The organism is Mycobacterium bulgaricum (genome assembly GCF_041287165.2).
Classification (GTDB): domain Bacteria; phylum Actinomycetota; class Actinomycetes; order Mycobacteriales; family Mycobacteriaceae; genus Mycobacterium; species Mycobacterium bulgaricum.
Genome location: NZ_JBGGKV020000002.1, coordinates 326,605 through 339,990 on the forward strand (window position 1 = coordinate 326,605; position 13,386 = coordinate 339,990).

At 69.9% G+C, this 13,386-nt stretch carries 12 protein-coding genes; 4 read left to right on the top strand and 8 right to left on the bottom strand.

The window, feature by feature from the left end; translation table 11 throughout:
* Positions 1 to 68 precede the first annotated feature (68 nt).
* Entirely contained in the window at positions 69 to 656 is a 588-nt protein-coding gene (locus ACAG24_RS08095; protein WP_370472321.1) for a TetR/AcrR family transcriptional regulator, read from the bottom strand.
* Positions 657 to 732: 76 nt separating this feature from the next.
* Between ACAG24_RS08095 and ACAG24_RS08100 the strand changes: the two genes are divergently transcribed.
* Positions 733 to 951 carry a hypothetical protein gene (locus ACAG24_RS08100; protein WP_370472320.1) on the top strand — a complete coding sequence of 73 codons (219 nt, stop codon included), beginning with the start codon at positions 733 to 735 and terminating at the stop codon, positions 949 to 951.
* Here ACAG24_RS08100 and ACAG24_RS08105 read toward each other — a convergent pair.
* From ACAG24_RS08105 to eccCa, 5 genes are all read right to left on the bottom strand, one after another.
* Positions 936 to 2,240, bottom strand: a complete 1,305-nt coding sequence (locus ACAG24_RS08105; RefSeq protein WP_370472319.1) for a helix-turn-helix domain-containing protein — start codon at positions 2,238 to 2,240, stop codon at positions 936 to 938. The two genes, ACAG24_RS08100 and ACAG24_RS08105, sit on opposite strands and share 16 nt — an antisense overlap.
* 171 nt (positions 2,241 to 2,411) lie before the next feature.
* Positions 2,412 to 2,708 carry a WXG100 family type VII secretion target gene (locus tag ACAG24_RS08110; RefSeq protein WP_370472318.1) on the bottom strand — a complete coding sequence of 99 codons (297 nt, stop codon included), beginning with the start codon at positions 2,706 to 2,708 and terminating at the stop codon, positions 2,412 to 2,414.
* Between the two features lie 9 nt (positions 2,709 to 2,717).
* Positions 2,718 to 3,050, bottom strand: a complete 333-nt coding sequence (locus ACAG24_RS08115; protein ID WP_370472317.1) for a WXG100 family type VII secretion target — start codon at positions 3,048 to 3,050, stop codon at positions 2,718 to 2,720.
* A 79-nt stretch (positions 3,051 to 3,129) separates the two neighbouring features.
* Positions 3,130 to 4,251, bottom strand: coding sequence for a type VII secretion-associated protein (locus ACAG24_RS08120; protein WP_370472316.1), 1,122 nt, complete (start codon positions 4,249 to 4,251; stop codon positions 3,130 to 3,132).
* Positions 4,248 to 7,664, bottom strand: a complete 3,417-nt coding sequence (eccCa, locus tag ACAG24_RS08125; RefSeq protein WP_370472315.1) for a type VII secretion protein EccCa — start codon at positions 7,662 to 7,664, stop codon at positions 4,248 to 4,250. Before eccCa ends, ACAG24_RS08120 begins: the two co-directional genes overlap by 4 nt.
* Before the next feature lie 94 nt (positions 7,665 to 7,758).
* On the opposite strand from eccCa, the gene eccD reads away from it, so the two are divergent.
* The gene (eccD, locus tag ACAG24_RS08130) at positions 7,759 to 9,069 is read left to right on the top strand and encodes a type VII secretion integral membrane protein EccD (RefSeq protein WP_370472314.1); all 1,311 of its coding nucleotides are present in this window, start codon (positions 7,759 to 7,761) and stop codon (positions 9,067 to 9,069) included.
* Positions 9,066 to 10,412: a type VII secretion-associated serine protease mycosin gene (gene mycP / locus ACAG24_RS08135; protein WP_370472313.1), complete on the top strand. Its 1,347-nt coding sequence runs from the start codon at positions 9,066 to 9,068 to the stop codon at positions 10,410 to 10,412. Before eccD ends, mycP begins: the two co-directional genes overlap by 4 nt.
* Here mycP and eccB read toward each other — a convergent pair.
* Together eccB and ACAG24_RS08145 are read right to left on the bottom strand one after the other, a co-directional pair.
* Entirely contained in the window at positions 10,348 to 11,655 is a 1,308-nt protein-coding gene (gene eccB, locus ACAG24_RS08140; RefSeq protein WP_370472312.1) for a type VII secretion protein EccB, read from the bottom strand. The two genes, mycP and eccB, sit on opposite strands and share 65 nt — an antisense overlap.
* Before the next feature lie 57 nt (positions 11,656 to 11,712).
* Positions 11,713 to 12,264 carry a CGNR zinc finger domain-containing protein gene (locus ACAG24_RS08145; protein ID WP_370472643.1) on the bottom strand — a complete coding sequence of 184 codons (552 nt, stop codon included), beginning with the start codon at positions 12,262 to 12,264 and terminating at the stop codon, positions 11,713 to 11,715.
* 89 nt (positions 12,265 to 12,353) lie between these two features.
* On the opposite strand from ACAG24_RS08145, the gene ACAG24_RS08150 reads away from it, so the two are divergent.
* The gene (locus ACAG24_RS08150) at positions 12,354 to 13,379 is read left to right on the top strand and encodes an EamA family transporter (protein WP_370472642.1); all 1,026 of its coding nucleotides are present in this window, start codon (positions 12,354 to 12,356) and stop codon (positions 13,377 to 13,379) included.
* Positions 13,380 to 13,386: the final 7 nt, after the last annotated feature.

The window sequence follows — 13,386 nt, forward strand, 5'->3', positions numbered from 1 at the left end:
TGGGAGCCATTGCCGCGCTTGACAACTCGCGTTTGTTGAGGGCGTGACCTGGGAGTTCGCCGGCGTGCTCAGGTTTTGGTGCCGTAGATGCGATCAAGTTGATGATCGATCAGCGCGATCGCCCGTTCGCCGTCGACGTGGCCGAGCAGCATCTGCCCCTGGAGGCCCTGAGCGAACGCGACGAGGATCTCCGCCTCGGCCGTGGCGTCGACACCCACGTCCGCCGATCCCCCGATCACCATGGCAAGCAGATCCTGCAAGGACGGAGATCCCACTCCGGCGGCTGCCGCGAGGTCGTCGTCGGCGAGGAACCGCACGAAATACGCGGCGTACACCAGGTGACGAAGGCGACGGTCTTCGTCCAGCGGAAGCAGCTCCAACAGGACGTGCCGCACCAGCCCTCTGGGGTCACGGCCGACATCGTCGCCGGCGCTTCCGCGAGCGACGGCTTCGGCATCGTCGTTGAGCATCGCCAGGGCCCCGATTAGGAGCTCCGCCCTGGTTCCGAAGTAGTACTGCACCAAACGCATTGACACGCCGGCCTTTTGGGCAACCTGGCGCAGGGTCACGTCTTCCAAGCCCTGGCCCGCCGCAAGCTCCCACACCGCCTGCGCGATCTGTCGACGGCGTTGCTCATGGTCTGCCTGACGAGGCACGTTGTCCGTCCTACCACATTTTGATACGTTCGCATCAGTTCATTTTGATGCGATCGCACCAACAAAGGAGGAAGTCGTGAACAAGTTCGTCGTCGTGCAGGTCGTGGGCATGGTGCTTCTCGTCGGAGGCGGCCAGGGTCTGGTCCGGATCGTCGTCGATCACTCCGACCGCGGGTTCCTCGGCTGGCTTCCGGGCGGCTTCGCGGGCTGCGTTGTGGCGTACGCCGTCGCGGTGGTGATCGGTGTCGCCATGGCGGCGGTGGGCGAATTCCGCCGCCGTCAGCCGAGTTCGTAGTCGAGGCCGGCGAGGTGGCCGCGCGCCTGCGCGCGGGCGACCGGGGTGAGGGCACTGTCGCGCAGCGCCTGCCAGCCGTCGCGGTCGTCGCGCCCCTCGGGCAGGTCCAGCCAGCGGCGCAGCAGATCTGTGCGCCCCTGGGCGTTCTCGGCGAGCACGGCGTCGCGCAGCGTCGTCGACAATTGGGTGCGCAGCCGGGCGATGGCCGGTGACACCGATTGGGTCAGCAGCGGCCCCGAGTACCGGTTCAGCGCGGTTTCGACGTCCCCGGCGTCGAGCGCTTCGAACACCTCACCGATGTCGCTGGTGATCGGGGTCAGCAGCCGGTACGGACGCGAGCCGAGGTTCTCCGGACCGATCACCTTGCGCAGCCGCGACATCTCGGCGCGCACCGTGACGACGTCGAGGTCTTTGTCGTCGAGCAGCACAGCGAGGTGGTCGGCGGAAAGGCCCTCGGGATGCCGGCTGAGCAGTACCAGGATGTCGGCGTGCCTCCCGGTGAGGTGGGTGGCCTGCAGGTGGCCGTAGCTGTCGGTGGTCATCCATCGCGGCCGGTCGCCCCCGAGTACGACGAGGTGCGGCTTCCGTGCGGCAGGTTCGGCGTTGATGCCGGCGAGCCGAAGCAGCGCAAGATGGTTCTCGACGGCGACCGCGGTGGCCCGCACCAAGGCGAGCGTCTGCGACGTCGCAACGGGGGCGCCGCCGGTCAGGTCGATGGCGCCGAGCAGCGCCCCGGTGGTCGGATCGTGCACCGGTGCCGCGGTGCAGCTCCACGTCTGGACGATGCGGGAGAAGTGCTCGGAGCCGTGGATCTGCAGCTCACGGTCCAGCGCCAGCGCGGTGCCGGGCGCGTTCGTGCCGGTGCCACGTTCGCTCCAGTCGGCGCCCGGTACGAAGTTCATCGCCTCGGCCTTGCGGCACGCGGCCGGATCGCCCTCGACCCACAGCAGGGTGCCGTCGGCGGCGCTGACCGCGACGACGACACCTGAGTCGATCGCGTCGTCGACGAGGAGCCGGCGGATCACCGGGAGCGCGGGCGCGAGCGGGTGAGACTCCCGCAACCGCTCGATCGCCGAGACGGCAGTGGTCGCGCGGGCCGCGTCCTGGTCCGGATCGACCCCGCCGGCGAGGCTGCGCTCCCAGCTCTGCGCGACGACGGGACGGACGGCATTCGAGTTCAGGTAGGTGGCATCCACCTCACCGGCGATGAACAACTCGTGGACCGCGCGTAGCCGCGACGGCGACGGGCGGGCCGAGGCCCGTCCGGTTGAGCTGTTCGTTGCTGCCACCCGGCGCTGTCCCTTGCGTCTGACACCCACTGTGTCCACGTGGTGTCCGCCATCACATGTGTTGCCAGACTATCGCGATTGTCGCTGCGCGTGGCCCGCGTGCCGTGAGTACTGTGCGACCCCCGCTCGGCTCCCCTCCTCCCGGGGGCCGCACAGACTCGGGGCGGGGCTTCAGAAGCCCCAGGCGTTGGCGGCCCTCCGGTCGGTGTCGGCCACGTCGTCGGAGCCGTCGCGCACGGCGTTGCCGAGGCTGACGAGGATCTCGTTGAGCGCGCCGGCGGACTGCTCCCAGCGGGCCTGCTCGACGCGGTAGGCATCGGCGGCGTCACGAGTCCACGTCGCCTGCAGCGGCGCGATCTGTGCGCGCAGATCCTCCAGCGCGGCGTTGAACCGCGCCGAGGTCGAATGGATCTCCTGACGGACCGTGTACTCGATCTCGCCGAAGTCGTAGGACAGCGTTTCGGTCACCCGTGACTCCTACAGGCTCGCCGCGACGGATGCGATGCGATGCGAGTGCCCGTCGGCCACCTCACGCAGCACGCGTTCGTTGTCGCGGATCGTCTCCGCGATGCGCTGCAGAGCGGAGTGCAGTTTGAGCGACTCCGCATTCCAGCGTTCCACCACTTCCCGAAAGCGCACGGTCGCGACGCCTCCCCACACCGACGGGGGCACGTTGCTCATGGCACCGATGAACGACTGCAGCATCGCGCGAAGCTCCTCGTTGCGGGTGTCGGTCTTGCTCGCCACCGACACCATGAGGTCGAAGTCGGTGGCCAGCGCGGGCCCGGGCGGACCTGACGGTGTCGACATGTGAATCCTTTCGTCGGACGTTCAAGCGATCTATAGGTAGGACGCGCCGGAACCGAATTCGGTTCCACCGATTCATCTTTCATTTCGCGGCGCGTGCTGAGCGCACGGCCTCCCTGCACACGTCCTCGATGTGCTCGGGGTGCCCGTTCGGGTGCTGGCAACCGATCGCGATACGGGTCGCGCCGTCGACCAGAACCGCCCAGCGTGTCTCCGTATCGCCGCGACGCTCCACATAGGTCACCGCGGGCCTTCCGCCGCGCTCTCCCGCCGGGCGGAATTCGACGAACACCCCGCCGGGCTCGAAGGTCATCGCCGACCGGAGTGCTTCGGCCACCTGCTCCAGCGATGTCTGCGCACCGACGGACTGTGTGATGTGCAGCGCGGGCATGCCTGCCTGCGGAGCCACCCGCACCCTGTCCGACCCCGTGCCGGCGGTGACACGCTCAGCAGTCCACGCCGCTGGCACCGCGACGGTGACGCGGCCCTCGGTGAGCATTCGGGTCGACCCGCCGGGATTCGGATGCGCGGTGAAAGCCTGGGCCGCCCAAATTCCGCCGGCCGCGCCGACCGACAGCGCGATGCCCGCCATCACCGCTCCCGTCCGCCGGCCCGGACGGTGACGGGCGCGACGGGAACGTTCTGCACCCAGCGCCTCGGCGGCCGCACCCATCCGCTGTGGGCTGCTGTGAGCGAACGGGACGGCCAGGCGGCGCAGGCCGACGATCGCATCGGTCGAGAGCGGCCGGACGCCGAGCGGTGTGTCGAGCAGAACCGAACTCGACGCCGCGAGAAGGGCTTCGACGTCACGCGAGCCCCGGGCGAGAACGACCGACTCTGCCGACGGCGAGGTCACGACGGCCCACTCGGCGGACAGCTCGACGACCGTCGCGTCGCCGTTGGCGGCAAGTATCGACCGCTGCACGACGGCGACCTCGGCGAAGACAGCCCTGGCGGCCACCGTGACCACCTCGACGCGGCCCGCCGGCCACCAGGTCGGCACGACGACCACCACGGGTCCGCCGCAGCCATCCGCAGAGGTGTGGAGCACGTCGCACCACAGTTCGGCGACGGCGACAACGCCGCCCTCCAGGATTGCGAACTGATCGTCGATGGACTCCAGTGCCGCTGAGATCTGTTGCTGCGGAACAGGAGCGCGACCGCGGATCGACTCGGGACCCACCTCGACGACGCACAGGGTCATGGTGGCGGCTCGACCCAGCCGACCTGGATCAGCTCGTCGGGCCTGCCTCGCATCACCAGAGTCCCGCGCCCGGCGGGCAGCGGGGTCGGCCTGACGGAGCCCAGCAGCACACCGTCATCGGGCGTGGCGCTCATCATCAGGCCTGCGCAGCCCATGTCCCTCATCCTCGACAGCATCGGATCGAACATCGCGCGGGCCGCGCCGCCGGACCGCCGCGCCACGACGACGTGCAGCCCGAGATCCTTGGCGTGGGGCAGGAAGTCGACCAGCGGTGCCAGCGGGTTCCCGGTGGCTCCCGCGACCAGGTCGTAGTCGTCGACGATGACGTAGATGTCGGGACCCGTCCACCAGGAGCGGTCCCGCAGCTGACGCTGGGTGACGTCCTCGCCGGGCATCCTGGCGGTCAGCGTCTCGGCGATGGCCGCGACCCGGGACGTCACGGCGGGCGCCGACACCGAATACCGGCTGCGGCTGTCGGTTTCGAGGACACCGAGCAACGTGCGGCGATAGTCGACGATCTCCAGCCGCAGGTCGTCGACTATCTCGGCGAGCGCGGTGCACAGCAGGCGCAGGACCGCGGTCTTCCCACACTCGTTGTCGCCGAGCACCAACAGGTGGGAATGCTCGGTGAAATCCACGGTGACGGGCTTGAGGTCCCGCTCCCCCAGCCCGAGGACGATCCTGCCGCGACCACTCACGGCCGCCAGTGCGTGGCGCTGTATGCGCCCGGGTAACAGTTCGACCGGCGGCGCAGCGCCACCCGTGCGGACGGTGTCGATGCCGGGCAGCGCGATCGCGGTCTCCCGACCCTCTCTGGTGAGGCCTCGCCCGGGCGGGCGATCGGCGAGCTCGCGGGCACGCCTGCGATCCATCTCGGAGTCCGCGGGGTCTCCGAGCCTCAACTCGATGCGTGTGCCGATCTGATCTTTCAGGGCGGGCCGCAGATCGGCCCAGCGGGATGCGGCGATCATGACGTGGATCCTGTACGAAAGGCCCTGTGCCGCAATTGCGGTGATCTTCGGCTCCAGTCCGTCGAAGTCCTGCCGCAGGGTCGCCCACCCGTCGACCACGAGGAAGACCTCACCGTAGGAATCGGGCGTGCGGGCTTCCCGGCCCCGCAGCAGCGATTCGAGCTGGGCGATGGTGCGACGGCACAGGTCTGCGTCGCGACGGCCGGCCACCGAGCCCACATGGGGCAGCTCCCGCAGAGCCGCGAGCCCGCCGCCGCCGAAGTCCAGACAGTAGAACTGCACCGCCGTGGCGTCATGCATGGTGGCAAGGGAGCAGATGATGGTCTGCAGCGCAGTGGATTTACCCGACCGGGGTGCGCCGACGACCGCGACATTGCCCGCCGCGCCGGACAGGTCGACGACATGCGGATCCCGCCGCTGCTCGTAGGGACGGTCGACCACACCGATCGGCACCCGCAGCCGGTGTGTGGGCTCCGCGGGCAGGAGGTCTCCCAGATGAGGCGGCGTGCTCAGCGGCGGCAACCAGACGCGATGAGCGGGGATGCCCCGTCCCGCCAGCTGCGCCAGCACCGTGTCGAGCAATGGTCGGCGCGGTACTCCTTCGATGGCCGGCGCCTGCGGTGGGGTGCGCGTGAAACGCCGTACCACGGGCGACTGTTCGGGTGCCCGGGGGCGTGGCGGGTATCCGCCGGAGACGAATGCCGTCTGGAACCGGGTCAGGACGCCGGTGGCGGTCTTGAGGTAGGCGGCCCCGGGCTGCGACGGCAGGTGATAGGCGTCGGGAACACCGAGCACAGCCCGGGATTCGCTCGCCGAGAACGTCTTGAGACAGATCCGGTACGACAGGTGCGTCTCCAGCCCGCGGAGCCTGCCCTCGTCGAGACGCTGGGTCGCCAGCAGCAGGTGCATACCCAGAGACCGGCCGAGCCGTCCGATCGCCACGAAGAGCTCGGCGAAATCAGGATGCTGGCTCAGCATCTCGGAGAACTCGTCGACGATGACGAGCAGCGCGGGCAGCGGCGCGAGCGCGCCACCCCATGTGCGTGCCCGCGCGTACTCGGCGATGTTCGTGAGATTGCCCGCCGCCCGCAGCAGTTCCTGGCGCCGATTGATCTCTCCGGAGAGTGCCTCGCGCATGCGGGACACGAGCGGAGCCTCGTCGGCGAGGTTGGTGATCACTGCCGACACATGGTGAAGGTCCTCCATGCCGAGGAACGTGGCCCCGCCCTTGAAATCCACGAGTACGAGATTGAGGGCCTCCGGGGAGTGCGCCGCCACCATCCCGAGAACCAAGGTGCGGAGGAACTCCGACTTGCCCGATCCCGTTGCTCCCACGCACAATCCGTGCGGGCCCATGCCGTCCGCCGCGGCCTCTTTGATGTCGAGCTCGACGACGGATCCGTCCTCGGCCAGCCCGATCGGCACCCGCAGCGACGTCGAGCCCGCAGGGCGCGACCACAGCTGGTCGACATCGACAGCCTCGGGGTCGTCGATACCTGCCAGTGACGGCCAGTCTCGCGGAACGTGTGAGGCCGAGGTCCGCTGCGGCCGATACCGCGCGATCCGGCGGGCACACGCCGCGGCGTCGGGCAGAGAAAGTTCGTCGTACCGCTCGTCGCAGTCGGGGCTCACGGCGACGACCGTCGTCGCATCCCGCGCCGTCACCCCGTCCTCGCTGATCTCGAGTGTGTGCATCGCACGCGAGCTGCTCACGTGCGGTAGCCATTTCGTCCAGTCCCAGTCGGCGGTGGGTGGCGCCGAGATCGCGACGAGTTCGGGAGGATGCAGCATCGCCACCTGGCACACCAGCGCCCGCGCGGCAGCCGGCGGGAGTGTGAGGAGCGGCGTCGACCGCAACGGCACCGTCAGCGGCACATCGTCGACGACCGCGCGATGCGTCATCAACCGCCGGACCGCTCCGACGGTCACCGGGTCGGCGTCGGTGTCGGAGCCGAGATCCGGTGCGATGACCTCGATGGCCGATGGGCGCGATCCCACTCCGACACGCGCGACGAGGAAATCGGGGTGGGCCGCACCCCGTTCCCACATGCGGTCGCGCCCCGCGAGCAGCCACAGCGACGCGGGGTCCGGATGAGCGGTGTGCAGAACGTCATGCTGGTGTTCGGCCGAGGCAGCGAGCGCGCCGTCGAGGGTGTCGAGGTACCGCAGATATTCGGAGCGTTGCGTGGTGAGCTCACCGGTGCGCCCGGCACCGCCCCGGCTCCCGTAGGCCAGTGTGCCGATCAGCGATACCAGCATCATGGCGGGGAAGAAGACGAACATCGGGCTGCGCGTTGCCGTGTCCGTCGAGGTGAGATACAGCACCGTCATCCCACCCATCGCGACGATCATTGCCACAGGCATCAAGCGGGCCAGCGGGCTCACCGGCGTCGGGACGGGCGGATCGGGTGGCGCCTCGACGACGATCCGACCGATCTCCATGTGTGAGTAGACGCACGGGACGCCTCTGGCGTTCCATCCACAGCCGCACAAAATGGTGCGCGCTGCGCCTGTGCGACCGAGTTAGGTTGAGACGGTGCCGGATACGTTGTGCCGTGTGATCGTCGAGGTGACGGGCGCAGATCAGGCAGGCAGCGTCGATCTGGTTCTGCCGTCTCGGTGTCCACTCGGTGAGCTGATGCCGTCGCTCGTCTGCACCATCTTCGGCGACACCGCCGATGTGGCGCAGCGCTGGTACCTCGCTCGCGCCGCGGGCACACCGCTGGATACATCTTTATCGCTGTGCGGCAATGATATTCGTGACGGCGACATCGTCGTGCTGTCGTCGGCCCCGGTGCCGCGGCCTCGGCTGAAGCCGACCGACCCATGCGGTGTCGTCGCCTCTGCCGCGGACTTCGCACCGTTGCAGCGCCGCGTGGTGGTGGCCGCAGCAGCGGTGGGGACGATACTGGCCGCCGCCGCGCTAGTGTGGGCGGGCCTGCAGACCGCGACACCGTGGCACGCGGTTTCGGCTGCGACGCTCTCGGTGGTCGCGGCAGCCGCAGCTGCGGCGATCGGTCGCGCCGACCGCGGATCGTCACTGCTGTCGAGCCTTGGGTCTGTCGTATTCGCCGGCGCAGCAGGTGTTCTCGCGGTTCCCGGGGCAGGATGGGAGGCGGCCTCGTTGCTCGCGGCATCTTCGGCGCTGGCGATGTCCACGGTGCTGATGAGGCTCACCGGCGACCACGGGATCGTGACGGCGTTCGCGGCGGCAGCCGGTGCGGTGTCCGCCGCCGCCGGGCTGGGGATCGCCGTCGGACCGCGCCTCGACGTGACGGGCGTTGCACTGGCAATCATCTCGATCGCAGCGCTGTCGGCGGCACCGAGAATCGCCGCACTCGCCGCGGGCCTCGGACCGTCGCGCGTTGACATCGACGCGGATCGCGCCGATGGGGCGCACCGGATCCTGTCCGGACTGGTCGCGGGATGGTCGGCATCGGCGCTGCTCGGCGTCGGCGCAGTCGCGGCGGGCACGGTGCATCAGGGCTCATCGGCAAGTCTTGCCGCCTGCTTCGCCGCTGATGTCGGGGCGCTGCTGATACTCCGACAGCGCTCTCACGTCGACCCGTGCAGGCGGGCGTGGTTGTCGACGGCGGGAAGCGGTGCGCTGCTGTCGGCCTTCGGTGTCGCCGTCGCCGCGGCCCCCGCTCAGGCCCACTGGACGTGCATGGCCGCGGCCATCGGCTGCGCCGTCTGCGTATGGTGCACCCACCGCCCGATCGAGCTGAACCCGTTGCTGCGCCGCGGTGTTCACGTGGTCGAGTATGCGGCTCTGGTGGCGGTGGTTCCGCTTGCGTTCTGGATGACCGGCGTCTACGGGTTCGTCCGCGAATCGAGCCTGTCGTGACCTGCCGCGCGCTGCGAGTTCTCGCGGTGTCGGCCCTCACTCTCGCGCAGTCTGCCCCGGTGGCCCTCGCCGTGAGCCCGCCGGCCGTCGACGAACGGCGACTTCCCGCCGCAGGCCCGCCCGCCCCGGTGCACCCGACCGCCCAGCACGACGAGTGCGCCATCGCACCGCGGGCGGCCACCGCCGAACCCGCCCAGCTCAGTCAGATGGACCTGCCCAGCGTGTGGGCCCTGACGCGCGGGGCGGGCCAGACGGTCGCGGTGATCGACACCGGGGTCTCCCGCCACCGGCGGCTGCCGCACCTCGTTCCCGGCGGCGACTACGTCTCGCGACAGGACGGGACGAACGATTGCGACGGTCACGGCACGATCGTGGCAGGGATTATCGGTGCGACACCCGATACCGCCGATCCCGACGGCTTCACCGGCATCGCGCCGGACGTTTCGCTTCTGTCGATCAGGCAGTCCAGCAACAAGTTCCATGCGATCGACGATGCCGGCGGCACCGGCGTCGGTGACGTGGGAACGCTGGCGGCGGCCGTCCGCACCGCAGCCGATCTGGGAGCGACGGTCATCAACATCTCGACGGTCGCCTGCGTGCCCGTCGGCATCGACCCCGGTGACGAAGCGCTGGGCGCCGCGCTGTCGTATGCCGTCGACGTGAAGAACGTGGTGGTGGTGACGGCGGCGGGCAACGTCGGCGGGCCGGGCCAGTGCCGGGACCACAATCCGCGTGACGCCGCGAGCGCCGATCGGGTGGGCACCGTCGCGAGTCCGGCGTGGTACGACGACCTGGTGTTGACCGTCGGTTCGGTCACCCCCGACGGCACCGCGTCGGACTTCAGCCTCGCCGGCCCGTGGGTGGACGTCGCCGCGCCTGGCGAGGGCGTCGTGTCGCTGGCCTCCGCAGGTGACGGTCTCGTGGATGTATCCCCCTCCAACGCAGCCCTTTCCGGCACCAGTTACGCCGTGCCCGTCGTCAGCGCGATCGCGGCGCTGGTGCGCGCCAGAGCACCCGAGCTGACCGCCCGCCAGGTCATGCGGCGCATCGAAGACACCGCGCACTCCCCGTCCTCCGGATGGAACCCGGTGGTGGGACACGGCCCGGTCGACGCGCTCGCCGCGGTCAGCGGACCGGGCACCGACCCGCCGACCCCCCGGGCCGCGGCACCGATCGATGCAGTCGAGTCCGCCGCCGGGCCCGCGCCGACGCGAACGGCCCTGCGTGGCGCGGCGGTCTGTTTCGCGCTCACCGCGTCTGTCGCCGCACTGTCGGGGGCTATCGGACGACTGACGCGGCGTCGCGGCTCAGCTCGGGCCCCCGAGGCAGCGTCGCGAGGATAGGCCACGGCGCCGGCGCGGCAGGCCCTGCCAGGCCGAGCGCGCCGGCTGCCACGTCGTCGCGCACACCGTGGAGCACACCCGAGTCGGTCAGCAGGAACAGCGATCCCGCGCTCCCCCCGTGGCCCGTCAACCCGACCGACCGTACGAACACACTCCGCCCAGGGGGAACCGACACCCCGCCGATCGGCGATGCGGCCTGTGGGAGATCGCGTCCGACGAGAACCTCTGTGTGCGAACCTGTTTCGTCGGCGGTCGGCCTCCACACCGCGCACACGACGGGATCTGACACGACGCCGCCGCGCCGCGGGTAGGTGGTCACCGGAAGCGACGTCGAGACGGGCAGGGTACCGACGACTGCGCTGGACACGCTCGGGATCTCGGCGCCTGCGCGAGCGTCGGTGTAGCGGATCAGATCCGCGGCGACCTCACCGATCCGCTGCAGACCGTCGGCGAGGACGACGAAGAGGTCCTGGCCCGCGGCCACCACGGTGCCCACCGGATGGTCCGGCACGATGCCGGGGCCGCCCGCGCCGTCGATGCGGGGCGGCTGGATCGCAGGAGCCTCCGGGATCGCGGCCAGCACCTCGCGCGACACTGGCTGCGGGACGACACCGTCGATGCGCAGCGCGCGGACCACGGCCGCGTGCCGCAGGTCGACCCGCGACCGCCACCCGCCGTGCAGCAGGTAGGTGACGGCGGCACTCCCACCTCGCGGAGTCACCAGGACGTGGCGACCCGGTGCGCCGCTCGCGGACACCGGTCCGGCGAAGACAGTCGTGGCGTGCTGGTCGTCGCACACCGTCCAGCGGGACTCGTGGACGCCCAACGGCGGCGAGATCTGCGCGGGGGCCTCGGGTATCCCCAGGCGCGGTCCGCGGTCGGCTCGGTCGACGGCCCGTTGCGACACCACGCGGGGCTCGGCGGCGTTCCCGACGATCAGGCGGGCCGAGGCCAGGTTGAACACCGGATGCAGGACGTCGTCGATGCGCACGTACATCGCACCGGACTCCCGCACCACGACTACGGGCGCGTCGCCCAGGCTCGCGCCGGGCCGGATGAACGCGAGCACCGCACAGACCGCGACCCCGATGACCGCCAGCACCGCCCCGGCACTCAGCGAAAGCGCCTGTGCACGAAGCGGATCGTCGATCATGCGTGAATCGCCGCGCACGAGCGCGTGTTCCATCCGGCGCGCCATGAACCGGTGGCCGCTGACCTGCAGCCGCGTCGTCGGTTGACCCATCACTCCCCCGCGCCATTCCCCCGTGGCCAGCGTAGCGACGCAGCCGGAGGGGTCAGATCACTTGTTGGAGCGGCGTTCCCGGTAGGCGGCGACGTGCTGACGGTTGCCGCAGTTGCCCGTGTCGCAGAATTTGCCCGACCGGTTGCGTGACAGGTCGACCAGCGTCGCCTCACAGTCGGGTGCCGCGCAGATCTTGAGCCGCCGTAGATCGCCGCCACGGATCAGGTCGGCCAACGCCATCGCCATCTCCGCGCCCATCCGCTGCCACAGCGGGTCGTCGGTCGACGCGAGGTGGAGATGCCAGTCGGGCATCTCGGGGTGGCGGGTCAGCCACGGCGACGCCTTGGTGTCCGAGAGCAGGGCGTTGACCTCCTCGACCGTGCGGACCTCGTCGTCGGCGGTCGCCCAGATCCGGCCGAGCCGGTCGCGAAGCTGCAGCACCGATGCCAACTCGGCGTCGTCGTGGTCGCGGCGGCCCGTCCAACCGAACCCGTCCAGATACCGGTCCAGCGCCGCGAGGTCGGGTAGCTGCTCCCCGTCCACCCGGTTGCTGTTGATCAGCACACTGGCGGCCCGCAGTGTGAGCTCAGTGTCATGGGTGAAAAGCATTTGACTCATGACTCCTCCCTCGGCTAGCGTCATGACCAACAAGCATTTTACTCATGACATCCCTTGTCTGTACTCCGGAGGTGTTCCCGATGGCTGCGCTCGAGACGACCAGGCCGCAGGTCGACCACTTTCGTTCCGGTCTACTCTTCGCGATCGGATCCGCTTTTGCGTTCGGATCGTCGGGTCCGTTCGCGAAATCTCTGATGGAGGCGGGCTGGAGTCCGACGGCGGCCGTCACCGCGAGACTCGCGGCCGGCGCGCTGGCGATGGCGCTCTTTGCATTCGTGGTCCGTCCCGGCTGGCTCCGGGAGGCCAGGACGCACGCCAAGACCGTCGTTCTCTACGGCCTGGTGCCGATCGCCGGAGCGCAACTCTTCTACTACAACGCTGTCTCACATCTGTCGGTCGGCGTCGCGCTGCTGCTGGAGTACACCGCCCCGATCCTCGTCGTGGGCTGGCTGTGGGCGACCACCCGCAAGCGCCCCACCAACCTGACGCTGGCGGGAGTGGCACTCGCGGTGGCCGGAATCATGTTGGTGCTCGGCATCTTCGGACCCGACGGACTGGCAGGCGCCCACATCAACCTGGTCGGGGTGGGCTTCGGACTGGCCGCCGCCGTCTGCGCGGCCTGCTATTTCCTGATGTCGGACAAGGCCAATGCCGAGGGACCCGACGGGCAGGCGCCCGTCCACCCGATCACCCTGGCCGCGGCCGGGCTCGTCGTCGGCGCCGTCACGGTGGCCGCACTGGGCGCCTCGGGCGTCATGCCGCTGACATTCACCTCCGGCGACACCGTGATCGCCGGCTGGACGACCTCGTGGATCGTTCCGGTGGTCGCGCTGGCGCTGATCCCCACCGCCATCGCCTACACCCTCGGCATCGTCGGTGTCGCGCGACTGCGTCCGCGCTTCGCCTCGCTCGTGGGGTTGTCCGAGGTGATGTTCGCCGTGCTCGCCGCCTGGGTGTTGGTCGGCGAGGCCGTGACCGCGATGCAGGCCGTCGGCGGGGCGATCGTGCTTGCCGGACTCGCGCTCGCCCGCCAGGGCGACCGCAGTGAACTCGACGAGAACGAGACGGTGACGTGGCCGGACAATGCACCGGCGACCACCCGATAGCCCAGCT

Bases quoted from the DNA above. Each gene is read 5' to 3' on its own strand.
- ACAG24_RS08115 (WP_370472317.1), bottom strand. From the start codon at position 3,050: ATGTCGACACCGTCAGGTCCGCCCGGGCCCGCGCTGGCCACCGACTTC.
- ACAG24_RS08120 (WP_370472316.1), bottom strand. From the start codon at position 4,251: ATGACCCTGTGCGTCGTCGAGGTGGGTCCCGAGTCGATCCGCGGTCGC.
- eccCa (WP_370472315.1), bottom strand. From the start codon at position 7,664: ATGGAGATCGGTCGGATCGTCGTCGAGGCGCCACCCGATCCGCCCGTC.
- eccB (WP_370472312.1), bottom strand. From the start codon at position 11,655: ATGGGTCAACCGACGACGCGGCTGCAGGTCAGCGGCCACCGGTTCATG.
- ACAG24_RS08145 (WP_370472643.1), bottom strand. From the start codon at position 12,264: ATGCTTTTCACCCATGACACTGAGCTCACACTGCGGGCCGCCAGTGTG.
- ACAG24_RS08150 (WP_370472642.1), top strand. From the start codon at position 12,354: ATGGCTGCGCTCGAGACGACCAGGCCGCAGGTCGACCACTTTCGTTCC.